This is a genomic window from Streptomyces sp. NBC_00316, from assembly GCF_036158715.1.
Taxonomy (GTDB): domain Bacteria; phylum Actinomycetota; class Actinomycetes; order Streptomycetales; family Streptomycetaceae; genus Streptomyces.
Window position 1 is genome coordinate 4,313,641 of sequence record NZ_CP108023.1, and the last position, 13,786, is coordinate 4,327,426.

General features: G+C 66.9%; 11 protein-coding genes and 1 pseudogene. 5 read left to right on the plus strand and 7 right to left on the minus strand.

Going from position 1 to position 13,786, the window contains the following annotated elements; genetic code table 11:
- Nucleotides 1-66 precede the first annotated feature (66 nt).
- From OG878_RS19195 to OG878_RS19205, 3 genes are all read right to left on the minus strand, one after another.
- Nucleotides 67-1,290, minus strand: coding sequence for an HTTM domain-containing protein (locus OG878_RS19195; RefSeq protein WP_328887921.1), 1,224 nt, complete (start codon nucleotides 1,288-1,290; stop codon nucleotides 67-69).
- Nucleotides 1,280-1,957 carry a DUF5819 family protein gene (locus OG878_RS19200; RefSeq protein ID WP_328887922.1) on the minus strand — a complete coding sequence of 226 codons (678 nt, stop codon included), beginning with the start codon at nucleotides 1,955-1,957 and terminating at the stop codon, nucleotides 1,280-1,282. The genes OG878_RS19195 and OG878_RS19200 overlap by 11 nt, the downstream gene beginning before the upstream one ends.
- 165 nt (nucleotides 1,958-2,122) lie before the next feature.
- Nucleotides 2,123-3,475, minus strand: a complete 1,353-nt coding sequence (locus OG878_RS19205; protein ID WP_328887923.1) for an ice-binding family protein — start codon at nucleotides 3,473-3,475, stop codon at nucleotides 2,123-2,125.
- Nucleotides 3,476-5,178: 1,703 nt separating this feature from the next.
- Here OG878_RS19205 and OG878_RS19210 point away from each other — a divergent pair.
- The gene (locus OG878_RS19210; protein ID WP_328887924.1) at nucleotides 5,179-5,394 is read left to right on the plus strand and encodes a DUF6243 family protein; all 216 of its coding nucleotides are present in this window, start codon (nucleotides 5,179-5,181) and stop codon (nucleotides 5,392-5,394) included.
- A gap of 446 nt (nucleotides 5,395-5,840) precedes the next feature.
- On the opposite strand, the gene OG878_RS19215 is transcribed toward OG878_RS19210, so the two are convergent.
- Both OG878_RS19215 and OG878_RS19220 read right to left on the minus strand, forming a co-directional pair.
- Nucleotides 5,841-6,161 (minus strand): hypothetical protein, encoded by a 321-nt coding sequence (locus tag OG878_RS19215; protein WP_328887925.1) that lies wholly within the window; start codon nucleotides 6,159-6,161, stop codon nucleotides 5,841-5,843.
- Between the two features lie 686 nt (nucleotides 6,162-6,847).
- Nucleotides 6,848-7,147, minus strand: a pseudogene (locus OG878_RS19220) (tyrosine-type recombinase/integrase); the annotation flags it as partial.
- 55 nt (nucleotides 7,148-7,202) lie between these two features.
- Here OG878_RS19220 and OG878_RS19225 point away from each other — a divergent pair.
- Nucleotides 7,203-7,358 carry a hypothetical protein gene (locus OG878_RS19225; RefSeq protein ID WP_328887926.1) on the plus strand — a complete coding sequence of 52 codons (156 nt, stop codon included), beginning with the start codon at nucleotides 7,203-7,205 and terminating at the stop codon, nucleotides 7,356-7,358.
- Nucleotides 7,359-8,005: 647 nt separating this feature from the next.
- Nucleotides 8,006-8,626, plus strand: coding sequence for a GNAT family N-acetyltransferase (locus OG878_RS19230; protein ID WP_328887927.1), 621 nt, complete (start codon nucleotides 8,006-8,008; stop codon nucleotides 8,624-8,626).
- A gap of 180 nt (nucleotides 8,627-8,806) precedes the next feature.
- Here OG878_RS19230 and OG878_RS19235 read toward each other — a convergent pair whose 3' ends face one another.
- Both OG878_RS19235 and OG878_RS19240 read right to left on the minus strand, forming a co-directional pair.
- The gene (locus tag OG878_RS19235; protein WP_328887928.1) at nucleotides 8,807-9,448 is read right to left on the minus strand and encodes a maleylpyruvate isomerase N-terminal domain-containing protein; all 642 of its coding nucleotides are present in this window, start codon (nucleotides 9,446-9,448) and stop codon (nucleotides 8,807-8,809) included.
- Nucleotides 9,449-9,776: 328 nt separating this feature from the next.
- On the minus strand, nucleotides 9,777-10,559 hold the full coding sequence (locus OG878_RS19240) for a polysaccharide deacetylase family protein (protein WP_328887929.1): 783 nt from the start codon (nucleotides 10,557-10,559) through the stop codon (nucleotides 9,777-9,779).
- Between the two features lie 850 nt (nucleotides 10,560-11,409).
- On the opposite strand from OG878_RS19240, the gene OG878_RS19245 reads away from it, so the two are divergent.
- Nucleotides 11,410-13,020, plus strand: coding sequence for an MFS transporter (locus OG878_RS19245; RefSeq protein WP_328887930.1), 1,611 nt, complete (start codon nucleotides 11,410-11,412; stop codon nucleotides 13,018-13,020).
- 378 nt (nucleotides 13,021-13,398) lie between these two features.
- The gene (locus OG878_RS19250; protein ID WP_328887931.1) at nucleotides 13,399-13,740 is read left to right on the plus strand and encodes a hypothetical protein; all 342 of its coding nucleotides are present in this window, start codon (nucleotides 13,399-13,401) and stop codon (nucleotides 13,738-13,740) included.
- Nucleotides 13,741-13,786: the final 46 nt, after the last annotated feature.

Here is a 13,786-nt window from a genome sequence, read left to right on the forward strand (position 1 = left end):
CGCCCGCCCCTGGCAGGTAGCGGCCCCTGCCCCCGCTGTCCTGCGGCACCGGAGCGACCATGTCTCTCAGCTCTGGTCGGAGGCGAGCCCGGCAGCCGACGTGGTGTCCTTCTGCACCGCCACCGCCGGATTAGCTCGATGCGTCGAGCTCAGTACGCCGGGCCTGCCTTGCGAAGGCACGGATCCGGATCCTGTCGCTCGCTCGGGCGCCGGCCACATGCCCGTCCGCTGCGCCGCGCGTCGGCTCAGGTGCGCCAGGAAGGTGTAGAAGCGGTCGGGAAGGAACACGGCGTCCGCAATGATCATCGCGCCGGAGAAGAGAGGCAGCCCCAGGAGCACCGCAATACCGATGTGCATGCCCAGCAGCATGGCGAGAACGGGGTACTTGAGCCTGCCGAAGAGCACGAACGGGAAGGCCACCTGCAAGAGCACCGTCATGTATCCGGCGATCGCGATCAGGATCGTGTGCTCGTCCACGAGGTGGGAAAGTGCGGGCCATGGCCGGAAGAGTTCGAGGTTCAGCACGTAGTGGAGAGCGGTACCGCTGCCCCAGGAAGCGCCCTGGACCTTGTAGAGGCCGGCTGATCCGTAGAGGAAACAGACTTGGGCCGCGATGACGAACATGCCGCAGTTGTGCACCACCGTGGTCAAGGTGATTCGGGCATCCCGGAGTTGCTGTGCGGAGTAACTCCTCACCGGCTGCGGCGAGTTGCCCGCACGAGCCGTCTTCAACCGGTCCCTGCGTGCGTCCAGTGACCAGCGCCGGCCGCATGCGGTGAGGACCAGGTAGACGGCCATCAGCAGGAGCAGGTTGTCGCCCCCGTCCGTCATGAAGATCGCTCGGGCATGGAACGAGGTCACCACGACGGCGAAGAAGATGGACATGACGCGGGTCCGCCAGCCCAGCGTGAAAAGTGCGGACGTGACGAGGGCCATCACGTAGCAGAGCTCGAAGTAGGCGCGGCTGTCGGACAGGGTCAGGATGCTGTGCCACCCCGTCTGGTCGAAGAGCTGCCGCGCCAACGAGGGTGTCCACGGGGAGCCGGGGCCCCAGATCTCGTCACGGTGCGGGAACTCGCGCAGCAGAAAGACCAGGTAGAGCAGTCCGTAGCCGATGCGCAACACCGACGCGGCGTACAGGGACACCGGCCGGCCGGTCAGAAGCTCCCCCGCGGCACTGATCCGGTCGGCGAGCCACTGGGCAGCGCCGGGGGGCGCAGTCTGTTGGCTCCTTGACCGATGGGGTGTCGTTGCCGTGGGGGCGGTCTGGGGGATCTGCTCATTTCCCATGGGGGGTCACCTTCCACCAGGGCAGAAGCCGGTTCTCGACAGGCGTCGGCGGGCGGTTGCCAGATGCAGCGATGGGCAGTGTGACGACGCGGAGCTGAATGAAGTCGAAGGTGCCGCCGTTGTGGGCAGCGACGCGGTCCGCGGCGATGTTGCCCAGATACTTCTGCATCATCAAGGCGCGTTCCGTGCGCGCCGTGTCGTCTCCTCCGTGTGAATCGACATAGGAAGTCCAGGCGCGGCGCAGCAGGTTCTGCGCCGTGTGGCTCGGGAACGCATTGTGTTCGACTGCGGAATTGTCCACGGCAGTCAGGTCGAACCAGGCACTCACCTTGACCGATCCACCGGCGTCGGTGTGTGCGGTCCTCGCCAGAATCTTTCGGTTGACGGATTCGGGGTCCGGAGCGAAAAGCCGCCAATTCTGTTCGAAGAAGGGATACACCCATGCGTTGACCAGCGGGCTGTATCGCTTGGAGACGGTGTTGGAGGGCGCTACATGAAGGAACACCAGAAGGACATGGACGAGAGTCGTTGCCACACACAGGACCACGGCGGTGCGCAGTCCTGCTTTCAGTGCACGGGCACCCCTCGACCGCCTGACCGGTGTGCGCACGTCGTCAGGACATTCCTGTGTGGCCGGACCGGAATCGGAGTGCTGGAGTTCCTTCACGTCCGCTGATTCAATTCCGCTCGACACCGCCCCACCCTGTCTTTCTCATATCAGCTACTCGCGTCTGACCTTTTCTGCGGACTGCCACCGGCGGCGCACGGCGGATCCGATGAGGATTCCGCCGCGCGCCGTCATCCGATGAGCGGGCTTACTGCAGTGCGTTACCTAGCCCTCGTAGTCCTTGGAACCCCATTGGTCCTTGGAACCCTCGTGGTCCTTGGAACCCCACTGGTCCTTGGAACCCCACTGGCCCTTGGAACCCTCGTGGTCCTTGGAACCCCACTGGCCCTTGGAACCCTCGTGGTCCTTGGAACCCCACTGGTCCTTAGAACCCCACTGGCCCTTGGAACCCTCGTGGTCCTTAGAACCCCACTGGCCCTTGGAACCCTCGTGGTCCTTGGCGCCTTCGTGGCCCTTGTAACCCTCGTGGTCCTTGGGCTTGTCGCCGTAGCCGTAGTTCTGCTCGTCAGGGTGCCCGCCATAACCGGGCCTACCCTCATGCTTATGGCCAGGCTTGCCGCCGTGGTCCGGTCCGCCCGGCTTGCCGCCGTGCCCGCCGCCGGTGTTTCCGACGGTGGCGTTCCCGGCGGTGTTGCCCGCGGTGTTCCCTGATGTGGTGTTCCCGGCGGTGTTGCCCGCGGTATTGCCAGAGGTGTTGCCGGCGATGTTGCCCTCGGTGCCACCGCTCGTGACGTCGACGATGGGTCCGCCCAGAACGCCACCAGTGACGAGGCCGCCAGTGACGAGGCCGCCACTGACGAGCCCTCCGCTGGTGGAGGTTCCGGACGTCGCGCCGCTGGTGGAGGTTCCGGACGTCGCGCCACCAGTGGTGGAGGTCTCGCACCCGTTGAGGAAGATCCTGTTGTTGTCGAGCGTCACCGCGCCATTACGGGCCAGCGCCCGGCCCTCGATGTTCGCCCCCGAGTGCACGAAGATCGAGTTCAAAGCCATGATGGTGCCCACGAAGGTGGAGTTGGTTTCGAGGGTCACATCACTCCCGACCTGCCAGAACACGTTGCACGGCGAAGCGCCGTTCGTGAGGAGGATCCGACTGCTGGTTGCCGTCGTCAGGGCCGTAGGAATCTGGAACACCCAGACCGCGCTGGAGTTTCCATGGGCGTTCAGGATCAGGTCGCCGGTGAGGCCGACACTGCCGGCGGGGTCCCTCGTGTACACGCCCGGAATCAGCTCTGAGGGAGAGCCGGGCGGCGCCCCCGTGCCAATTGCCGCCGGAAGGTCGAAGTCCTCGGCCTGAACGGCCGCGTTGTTGTACGCCACGATCAGATCGCTCTTGGCCTGGAGGGCCACAGCGTCCGCAGCGTGCACGGCACCGTGCACGACGCCGGGCGGGAATCCCGTGATGGCCCCGTTCGGGTACGTCCCGAGGTCGTGGTCGATCTCCGTGGGGGTGCCGGTGTTGGTGACTCCCTGACCTGCCAGAACGGAGTAGGTGGCGGTTGTGCCCAGAAGTACGGGCGTTGCGGTCGCCGACGCCGCCGTCGGCGTCAGGACAACCATCGCAGCGGAAACCGTTGCGGCAAGGGCCGAGGCCAGCAAGCCGGACAAGTTACGGCGGTGAGCTGCTTGAGGGGTCTTCAGCCTCATCGAAAGCCATTTTCTGTGGGGGGGCATGGCGTACCGGGCCCTACCGATCACCCGGAAAGCCTTTACTGCTGCCGCATATTACGCAGGTGAATCCACTCACCAACAACAAGCAAGAGAAAAGGGGGAATGATTACTCATTCAACGACACAAAATTCGATGAAACATTTGAATTCAAGTAGCCGATGATCCGACATACCCCTGAACACACGGAGCGAGATTAACCCACACGCGCCAATGGCACCCACCTGCCCATAACCACCAAGTCCGCCGCACGTAGAGATGTGCCGCCAGCCAGGTGATCTCACAAACTCGCCGCGGGACGGGCGTGGCGATCAATAAGCCATCAGCTCCCTTGATCCTGGCGGTGGGACCGGTGACATCCGCAGTCCCCTCCACCGGGCCCGCCCCAATGACACTGTCCGAACGATGAAGTCCGGGTACCTCGGCACCGGTGACCATGACCGGCGTGCGGCAGACATGGCCGAGCAATACCATCCTGACAGCCAGCGGATCGGTTCCCTCTGGGACGGCTGCATCCGGCGAGTCTGGGCCGCCCTCGTCCGGGGGTGCTGTGCCGACCTGGCCCACGCGGCGCGGCCTCATCGCAGCCGTTTGCGGCCGGACCCTGCAGCCAAACCCCACGTGCCACTACGCAAGACTGGCGACGGTTTCGCGCCGTGGCGGGACGCCGCCGCCCCTCCATGGCATGGCGTTCACGCGAACCGTCTTGATCTTGTCGACGTCGCCACCCGCCTGCGCCGAAGCCCTGCTGCAACACCCGGATGTTGCAGCCCCGAAGCCACCCCTCGTGGGTCGCGGGCGCCGGAGGCGCCTTCCTTCTCTCAGAAACGCGCACCACGTCGCACCACCTCCGCACCATCTGCGGCGGAGAACCACGGTCAACAGCGGTAAACCCCACTGAGGCGCGAAGCAGACATTGACGCTACCCCTGCAGGCCGGAACGCCCACACCGGGACGTCTTCTCAGGATTCCCAAGCTCAGAGCGCGAGTTCGATTCTCGTCACCCGATCCATGATGAAGGCCCTGGTCGGAGACCAGGGCCTTGTTTGTTGTCCAGACCTCTTCGGCGTGTGCCATTCGCGTGCCGTAACCGCCTCGACCTCGCCTCAACCTCGCCTCAACCTCGAACTTTCGTGGCGAGCCGTCGGGTTCTCCGGCGGTCCGTTTCGTTTCTCAGGTCGGTCATGGGTAGGCCGATGACCGGCTGTCGCGTCAATGTGCGCCGGGTTCCACGGATCCGGTGCTCATGCCGTCGGCGTGCTCGCGACCACTGACCACGCCCGTGGCGGCCCAGTAGCGTCCATCCGGACCTGCGCCGGGCGCGCGGCGACCACCGGCGGGTACTCGGCGGTGCTGAGATTCCCGGAAGGAAACGGCCGACCCCGGGCGCCCGCCGAAAGCCCGGCCGACGCCGGGGCGGCGAAGGGCTTGGTGTGCGGGGCCGACGGAACCGGGTAACGTCTTTGTCATGTTCTTCCAGACGCCGGTTTACGAGTGAGAGCGTGACGGGCCCCCACTGACCGTCCTTCGACGTCGCCGCGCCCGTCCCCCACCGATGAATCCGTAGATCACTTCACATCATTCCGGGAGAACCCATGACCGTGAGCAAGAACATCAACAACCCCGTGGGCATGGGGGGCGGCCAGCGCAAGAGGTTGTCCCGCGCCGAACGGCAGAACAATGGTCCGCACCGCAACCTCGACCGCAAGGGTGCCGCCGACCGGAAGGCGGAGCTGGTGCGCAAGATGCGCGAGAAGGCAGGCGCAGCCGAGGGTTCCGGGCAGACGGGCGACGACACCGCACAGAGCTGACGCACCGCTGCCGCAGGGCGGTACCGCACGGCAGGGCCCGGACCGCAACGCACGGTCCGGGCCCTGCTGCCGTACCGGGTGCGGCCGGTCCCGCTCAGCTCTCGGCCGACCACCCGCGTCTCAGCCGACCATCCCGGGGCGGGCGCGCCGCTACGCGCCAGTCAGTACGGTGAACAGCCATAGCGCGGTAAGACTTTCTCTACTTCATCAAGGCCCGCGCACAGCGCGGGCGCAAGCTAGAGAGCCATCCGCAGGCCAGAACATGCCTCCGGCGGGGGCGCTGGTGCGCCCGCGCCGTTCCCATTTCAACGTGTGGCAGAGCCGACGCAGATCCGCTCGCAGCCCGAGGAACCATCCTCGGCCACGCCCGACAGACCATTTCGACGAGTTTTCCACAGGGCGAACGTTGTCTGATGCGGCGCTAGTTCACCTCTCCCCGGGTTGGCTCAGTAGCCGCCGTAGCCGCCGTAGCCGCCGGGTACGGTCACCACGACAACGGCTACGCGGCCGTACCCGTTGTCGTAGCCGTATCCGTACCCGTTGTCGTACCCGTACCCGTTGTAGCCGTAGCCGTACCCGTTGTAGCCGTAGCCGTACCCGTTGCAGTCATCCCACCAGCCGCACTGGTCGTAGGAATGGCTGGCCACGGAGGTCGCGTGGGCAGGGGCGGCCGCAGCCGGCCCTGCGGCACCAACAGCGGCGCCACCAGCCAGCATCACACCGGCGGCCGCTACAGCGAGGGAACGCTTGATATGAGGTGCTCGCATGAGTCTCTACCTTTCCTTCCGCCACCGAAGATCGAGGGCGGGTGGCCACAGCGCATGCAAGACATTCGGTGTGGCTCGCAGAGGTCACAGCTCCAAGCGGGAGCACGTCTCGCCGCTCATTGGTTCCGGTCCATCCGGAATCTTGCCGCCCGGGGCGTGCTCCGGTTGCGACTCTCACACGCATCACGTTAGTAGCACATACCCCCTCCAGCATCTTGAGCAGAAGTCTGCTCAATTCCGCAGGTCAGCGGTCGGCGGTCAGGCCCGAGCCATGACGTCCCCCCTGACGCCGTCCCTCTTCGAGGGTGAACGCCCCAGAGCCCACACCACCCGCATGGAGTATGAGCACCAGTCGCCATGTGTGGTGGAGATGGGCTGACCGACCGGATGAGCCGTTGGAGGTCTGCCCAATGCCGGAGCTGTTCCGCCGGCATCCAGCGTTGACATCAACGACTATGGACAGCCCCAGCGTTCAACGGTCGCGAACGGCCCGAGTGTGGTCAGCCACGGCCACAAGGACAACCCCACAGCGAGCCTGCGTTTCCTGTTTCCGCAGGTCATTAGCTAGTTTGGCGGGAAGCGACCGGTGATTCCCGAGCTCAGAGCGCGAGTTCACTTCTCGTCACCCGCTCCACGCAGAAAGCCCCAGGCCATCGGCCGGGGGCTCCTTTGTTGTCCAGACCTGTCTAAGCGTCTCGTGCCGGATCCGTGCCAGATGCCGGGTCATCCGCCGTTTCGCACCGAGCCCGCACGAGCCGGTCGAGGCCGGCCGCCACCTCGCGCTGCCCCTCCAGGTCGGAGTGCTGATAGATCAACGCGGCACGTTCGGTCGACCGGCCGGCGCGCACCATCGTGTCCTTCAACGCCGCCCCGGACCGGGTCGTGAGGGTGTGCCCGGTGTGACGAAGGTCGTAGAAGCGGAAGCCGTCGGGAAGACCAATCTTCGTACGCACAGGGCGCCGCTTCCGCCCGAAGGTGGACCGGCGAGGCACCCCACCCACCTAGCGATAGCCTGCGGGGCAAACCAGGAAGGCAGGTCCAATGGGCTTCGACGCAAAACGATCGGCGCGCATCGCAGCCATGCAGGAAACCGCCCGGCCCGTCTGGGAGACAACTGGCGACACGGACGCACTCCAGCAGTTCCTCAAAGACAACGGGTGCCACGGCGTGGAAGCCGTGTTCGTGACCATGCGTTGAACTGCGATCTTGCCGAAGCTCAGCAAGCCTTCTTCAACCCCCCCATGCCGTGACGCCGAACGCCGGTTCCACAATCACGTCATGGACCTACTCGCCGAGGCCGCAGACACCGACGGCTGACAGCACCAGCAGCTGGCAGAGCTCCTTGACACGGCCATAAAGACTCCACCGACCTCGTGGTTTCAGCACAGCCCGGTCACTGGTTCCGACGCTGCTTAGCGATCTGCCACCACGTTGCGAGTGCCACAACCACCATGAGACACAGCAGCCCCACCACCCAACCTGATCCGCCGAAGTAGTAGAAGTGGAAACCTCTGCCGCGTCGTCGAAGGGCGAGATCGAGCATGCTGCCTACGTGGGTCATGGGCAGGGACTGTAATCCAAGGCGAAATACACCGTGTGCCAGGCCCGGCCCCATCGCCAGGTCGCCGCTGTCCCTTGTCAAGGACGACCGAGGTGCCTGACATCAACGGGCTGACACCAACAACCAGAAACCGTGCCGATCAGCACCGGACCTCGGCAGCAGGCGGATCGAGGTACTGCCAGGGTCGTGCGAGGTCGAGAGGTTGCCCGGAAAATACTGGTGAGCCGTTGCCTGCCCCCGGTTATCCTGCCTCGTCCTGAACAGGCCAGGGAGGTCCCCCACCATGAGCAGCACCACGTCGTCCTTTCCCGAGCGGATCGAGCTCTCGGGGGAGGGGCTCGTCCTCCGCGACTGGACGGAGGCGGACCTGGCCGCGATGCCGGCGCTGTTCGACGACCCCGATATCGCGTACTGGACACCGATCGTCTCCCCCTTCGACGAGGCGGCCGCCCGCGCACGGCTGGACCGGGACCGGCAGCTGCGGGCGGAGGGCACGACCATCCTGCTCGCCATCACCGTCGACGGCGGTGCACCGCTTGGCGAGGTGATGCTGCGGCGTGCCCTCGAGGGCACGGAAATCGGCTACGCGATCGGCCCGGCGCACCGCGGCCGGGGGCTGGCTGCGCGGGCGGTGCGGGTGATGGCTTCGTACGCCTTCGAGCAGCTGGGCGCGGGGCAGGTGATCCTGGAACTGGAGCCCGAGAACGCCGCCAGCGTCGCCGTGGCCACCAAGGCGGGCTTCAGACTGCTCGACGTGCCGCTGATCACGGGTGAGGAGAAGGGGCGCCCCTACGCCCTGCAGACGTGGGGCCTGCTGCTCGACGAGCACGACACCGCAGTCACGCACGAGACCGCCGAGGCCCTATCGGAGCGTCGGGACCCTCTGGACTGCGGGCCGTGCTGAGTGCGCTCGCCCAGGCACGGCACAGCGACATGGCCACGACTCGGGCTGTTGCGGGGCAGGTCCAGAACCTGCCCGAGTCGCGGGTCGGTGTAAGGGCCGTGATCACTCGCGCCAGAGCAGCTCCGAGCTCCGTCCCAGGGCCGCTCCGCCGGCCTCACCGCATGCTGGTGGCAAGTCCGCCTACAGCACGCGCAAAGCCTGGTCGGCATCACGCTCACGTCTGGCAAGCGCATGGAGCACAGCCTCATCGCCGTGCCGGTCACGGGCCGCAGCGACGAGGACATCAACCGCGACAACGAGCGTGGCCTCAGGCGTCGGGCAGTGAGCGTCCACGCTCAGAGCCAGGTCATCCAGGTGCACTGCCAACTCGACGCATCGAGTTTGGAGATAGCCGTCGAGCAGCATCTCCTCTCCAGGACGGTGGAGGACTGCCACACGCCGATCGGCCGGCTCCTGGCTCAGCCGTTGCGCCAGCCTTTCCCATGCGGCACGCGCCTGCTCAGCTACAACAGCGGGACCGGCAGCCGCAGTTTCCTCACTCCGCGCGCGCACACCGATGTTGAGCGCGGAATCCGGCAGCGATGTGCCGACGAGTCTCGCGTAGTAGCGCACCGGTGACACCGGCTCCGCGCCGACTATCTCGCCGTCGAGAAACCACTCGACCTGCAAGACGCTGCGCGCAAGGTGACCAGCCAGTCCACCGACCGTCATCCCGGGCGGTACCGACTCCCTCTCCCAGCGACTCGCCACCTCTTCCGTGGCCAGCAAGTGCACGGCCCGCTCAGCGCCCAGCAGGTATGCCTTCCGTGTCTCCGTAGTCATGTGGGGCATCCTGTCCGCATCAAGATCGCTACACCTAGAGGGTGTCCATAGATTGGAACGTCTGACCAAAATAAGGACGCCCGCCCCCGCTCGGTCGGATGGCGTCTGCGGCCACGACGGCCGCGCGCAGCCGGTCGGTGGCATGGGCCGGTCCCGCGCAGCGTGCGGGGCTCCCGGACCGTTGCTGCAACCGTCGGCCTGTGCAGAACGTGGCGTCCAGCTGTTCCTGATCACCTGGGACCGGCCGGAATTGCGATGACCAACGTGTTCATGCCTGCCTGCCGCCGTCGGCGGGGCGGGTCTTGATGTCAGCGCGGGCGAGCCTCACTCACCGCACGGGGAAGCCGAAGGAGTACCCCTGCTGCTTCAGCCAGGGCAGGATCTCTCGCAGAGCGGCCAAGGTCTGAGAGCGATCCCCTCCCGCGTCGTGGAAGAGGACGGTCGGCCCGTTGGAGATCTCGCGCTTGACGGTGGCGACCATGGTGTCCACACCGGGACGCTCGAAGTCCTTGGTGTCGACGTTCCAGCCCAACGGTCGCATCCCCCGGGACGCGGCGAGCTGTCGGCTGTACGGGGTGAAAGCACCGCCCGGGGCCCGGTAATACTGCGGGCGGACGCCCCCGGACGCCTTGATGATCATGCGTTCGGCATCCAGGATCTGCTGGGACTGGTAAGCCTCGGACTGGGTGTCCATGGTGGTGTCGTGCGAGACAGTGTGGTTGCACAGTCGATGCCCGTCTGCCACGACCGCCTTGACCAGGTCAGGGTGTGCCTGGGCCTGCGTGCCCACCATGCAGAACGTGGCCTTCACACCGCTGTCCTTCAGAAGGTGCAGCACCTGCGGCGTCCAGACCGGGTCCGGTCCGTCGTCGATGGTGATGTTGACACCCCGGGCACCGCGATCCGAGGCGTGCGCGATGTCCGCCGCCACCTTGGCCACGGTCCGGTCCTGGGGCCGGGCGGCCGGCACTGAGACACGCACTTGCGGCTGCCGCCCTCCGGCGGTGTCGGCCTGCGCGGTCCACACCGAGGTGGCAGCGGCCACCACTGTCACCCCGAGCGCCGCCGCGAGAAGTCGGCCGTTCCATCCCCTTCCCTTATGCCTTGCCATGTCCGCCCGCCCCTTTGTTGTCTCCGCCGATGCCGTGCGCCCATGAAGACACATGAACGCCCTTACGAGATGCCTCGGTTACCGATCACGGACAAATCTGCAGGGGGCCGGCGACAAACGCAGGAGTTCCGCGACAGGTGCGGCGGCGCAACGGCCTCGACAAGGTACCGGCGAGGTCGGTGGACGCGCGTCCGCACGGGTTCCGGCAGAGGCGCGCACGCGACAGCGCTGGAACGTTGTGGCTCTACCGCGGCACCGGCAGCACCAGCGCACCCTTCCCCACCCGCACCGAAATCGGCGGAGGCTGGAACACCTGCAACACCCTGGTCCGACCCGCCTGAGACCGGCAACGCTCCTCGAAGCCGCCCAGGCGCCGACCGCTGCCGCCGTAGGACGCAGGGAACGATCAAACCTCGGCCGTCACGACCATCGATGTCGTGACGGCCGACGCATGAGCGGTGCAAGGTCGTCCCTCGTGCATTCCTCTGCTGGCTGCCGTGCCGGATGTGCGCGTCATCGAGCGGTGAACCACGGTCAGCACAGGGCAGGAACAGCCACCCGGCAAGGGAAGTAGAGCACCGTCTGCCCGGCTCGGACTCGCACGCAGCTGCTGACGAGCGGTGATTCCCGAGCTCGGGGCACGAGTTCGGCTCTCGTCACCCGCTCCACGAAACGACGGGTGTCACCGGACAGGTCCACAGACTGCCCGGCGCGCCGGGAGTTCACGGAGCCACGATCACGGTCCTGCGCATTCATCGGAACCGCAGCGTCGGCGGTTCGTGCCCGCCAAGCGACTGACCTCCGTGGCGGGTCGAGGATCCGTCTCCCGGGCAGCTGAGATGCTTCGCCCATGACTCCCAGGTCAGGCACTGCCGAAAGTCCGGCAACGGCGCGGCTCGTCCTGTGGACCCTTGCGGCCGGCCAGTTCCTGATGGCGCTCGACAGCTCCGTCATGAACGTCTCGATCGCCACGGTGGCCGACGACGTGGGCACGACTGTGACCGGGGTCCAGGGCGCGATCACGGCCTACACGCTCGTGATGGCGATGTTCATGATCCCCGGCGGCAAGATCGGGGCGCTGATCGGCCGCAGGCGCACGTTCATGATCGGCTGCTGCATCTACGGCTGCGGCTCCCTCACCACGGCGCTTGCCCCGAACATGCCCGTGCTGCTGCTCGGCTGGTCGCTCCTGGAGGGCGTCGGGGCAGCGCTCATCCTGCCCGCGGTCGTGGCGCTCGTGGCCGGCAATTTCGCCGCTGAACGACGTCCCGCCGCCTACGGACTCGTCGCGGCCGCGGGTGCCGTCGCGATCGCGCTCGGACCGCTCATCGGGGGCCTCGCCACGACGTACTTCTCCTGGCGATGGGTGTTCGCCGGTGAGGTCCTGGTGGTGCTCGGCATCCTGGTCCTCGCGCGCCGCATCGCCGACGTGGCGAGCGACGAACGCCCACACATCGATCTCATGGGCACCGTGCTGTCCGCCCTCGGGCTCGGGACCTTCGTCTATGGCGTGCTCCGCTCGGGCGAATGGGGCTGGTTCCGGCCGAAGCCCGACGCGCCTTCATGGCTCGGAGTCTCGCTGGTCGTGTGGCTGATGCTGGCGGGTCTGCTTCTGATCTGGCTCTTCCTCCGCTGGGAGGCCCGCCTCGTGAAGCAGCGCGGGGAGCCGCTCGTCGACCCGGCTCTCCTGCAGAACAAGCAGCTCACCGGCGGCCTCACCATGTTCTTCTTCCAATACCTTGTCCAGATGGGCGTGTTCTTCGTCGTACCGCTCTATCTGTCGGTCGCTCTGGGCCTGTCGGCGCTCGCGACCGGCGCACGACTCCTGCCGCTTTCTCTGACACTGCTGGCGGCCGCGACCCTGATCCCACGCTTCTTCGCGGACGTCTCACCGAGGCGGGTGGTGCGGCTCGGGGTCCTCGCGTTGCTCGCCGGCGCGGTGGTCCTGATGGCCGCACTCGACGCGGGCGCCGGGGCGGAAGTGGTCACCGTCCCCCTCCTGCTGATCGGGGCCGGCATGGGCGCGCTGGCGTCCCAACTCGGTTCTGTCACCGTCTCCGCAGTGCCGGACGAGCAGAGTGCGGAGGTCGGCGGCATCCAGAACGCCGTCACCAACCTCGGCTCCTCGATCGGCACCGCACTCGCCGGATCGATCCTGATCGCCGCGCTCACGACCTCGTTCCTGACCAGCATCGAGCAGAATCCGGCGATCCCGGCCGAGGTCAAGAGCCAGGCGGCCGTCGAACTCCAGAGCGGTGTGACCTTCCTGTCGGACGCCCAGCTCAAGACCGCTCTCGACAAAGCGGGCATGAGCGAGGATGTGGCCCGGGCCGCGATGGAGGCGAACGCCGAGGCCAGGCTGGACGGCCTGCGCGCCGCGGTCGCGATCCTTGCGCTCGCTGCTGTACTGGCGATGTTCTTCACCTCAAGGATCCCGACGACCCAACCCCGCTCGACGTAGCCGGGACGGCATTGGTGTCGGCGCCCGGTGCACCGGGCAGCACCTCAGGCCCGGCCGGCCACCCCCGTCCGGCAACGCCCCTCCGGGGCAGTGCGGCGACCGGAATGACCATCGCCGACCGATGCGGCCAGAGCTACGGATCAGAAGTGCCCGTGCCACCACCGCGCCAGGTCGAGCAGGGACTCACGGGGAACCCCGGCTGCCGGCGGAGCTCCGACCACCGGACGCCGAAGTCGCCGTCCCGCAGGACAGATCCCAACTCGCCCCACCTCGGCCCTGAAGCGGGTCTCGGTCGTCAAGCCTGCGAGTGTCTCGCTCACCGGGCAGGTCTTCCAGATCCAGAAGAAGGCGACGCCAGCCGCGTCCTTCGAGGCAACCGTGGCCTGCACCCCGGGCGCGCCCGTCCCCTGGTCGGTCAGCCTCACCAGCCAGGAACCCGGCACCTCGTTCCAGCCTGGCGCCGCGACGATGCGCAGCAAGGCCCGAGCAGATGACCGGGACTACCCGGTGACCGTCGACATCGGACAGCAGGAGTCAGAGGTCACTCTCTCCAGAGCCTGGCCCCGGGCGGCCGCACGATCAGCTGACATCACCGGTCGGCAGCAACGGGAGCCGACGACAACCCCGGTGGACGGCGCATTCGAGCGGACCGGCGAGCCGGCTCGACCGAAGGTGGCGAACGCACCCGGCGATCCGGCGTCGATGCGGCCCGACTGCTGAGCCGGCGTGGCGCCGGCACCGGTCGACGGACGGCACCACGCCGGCT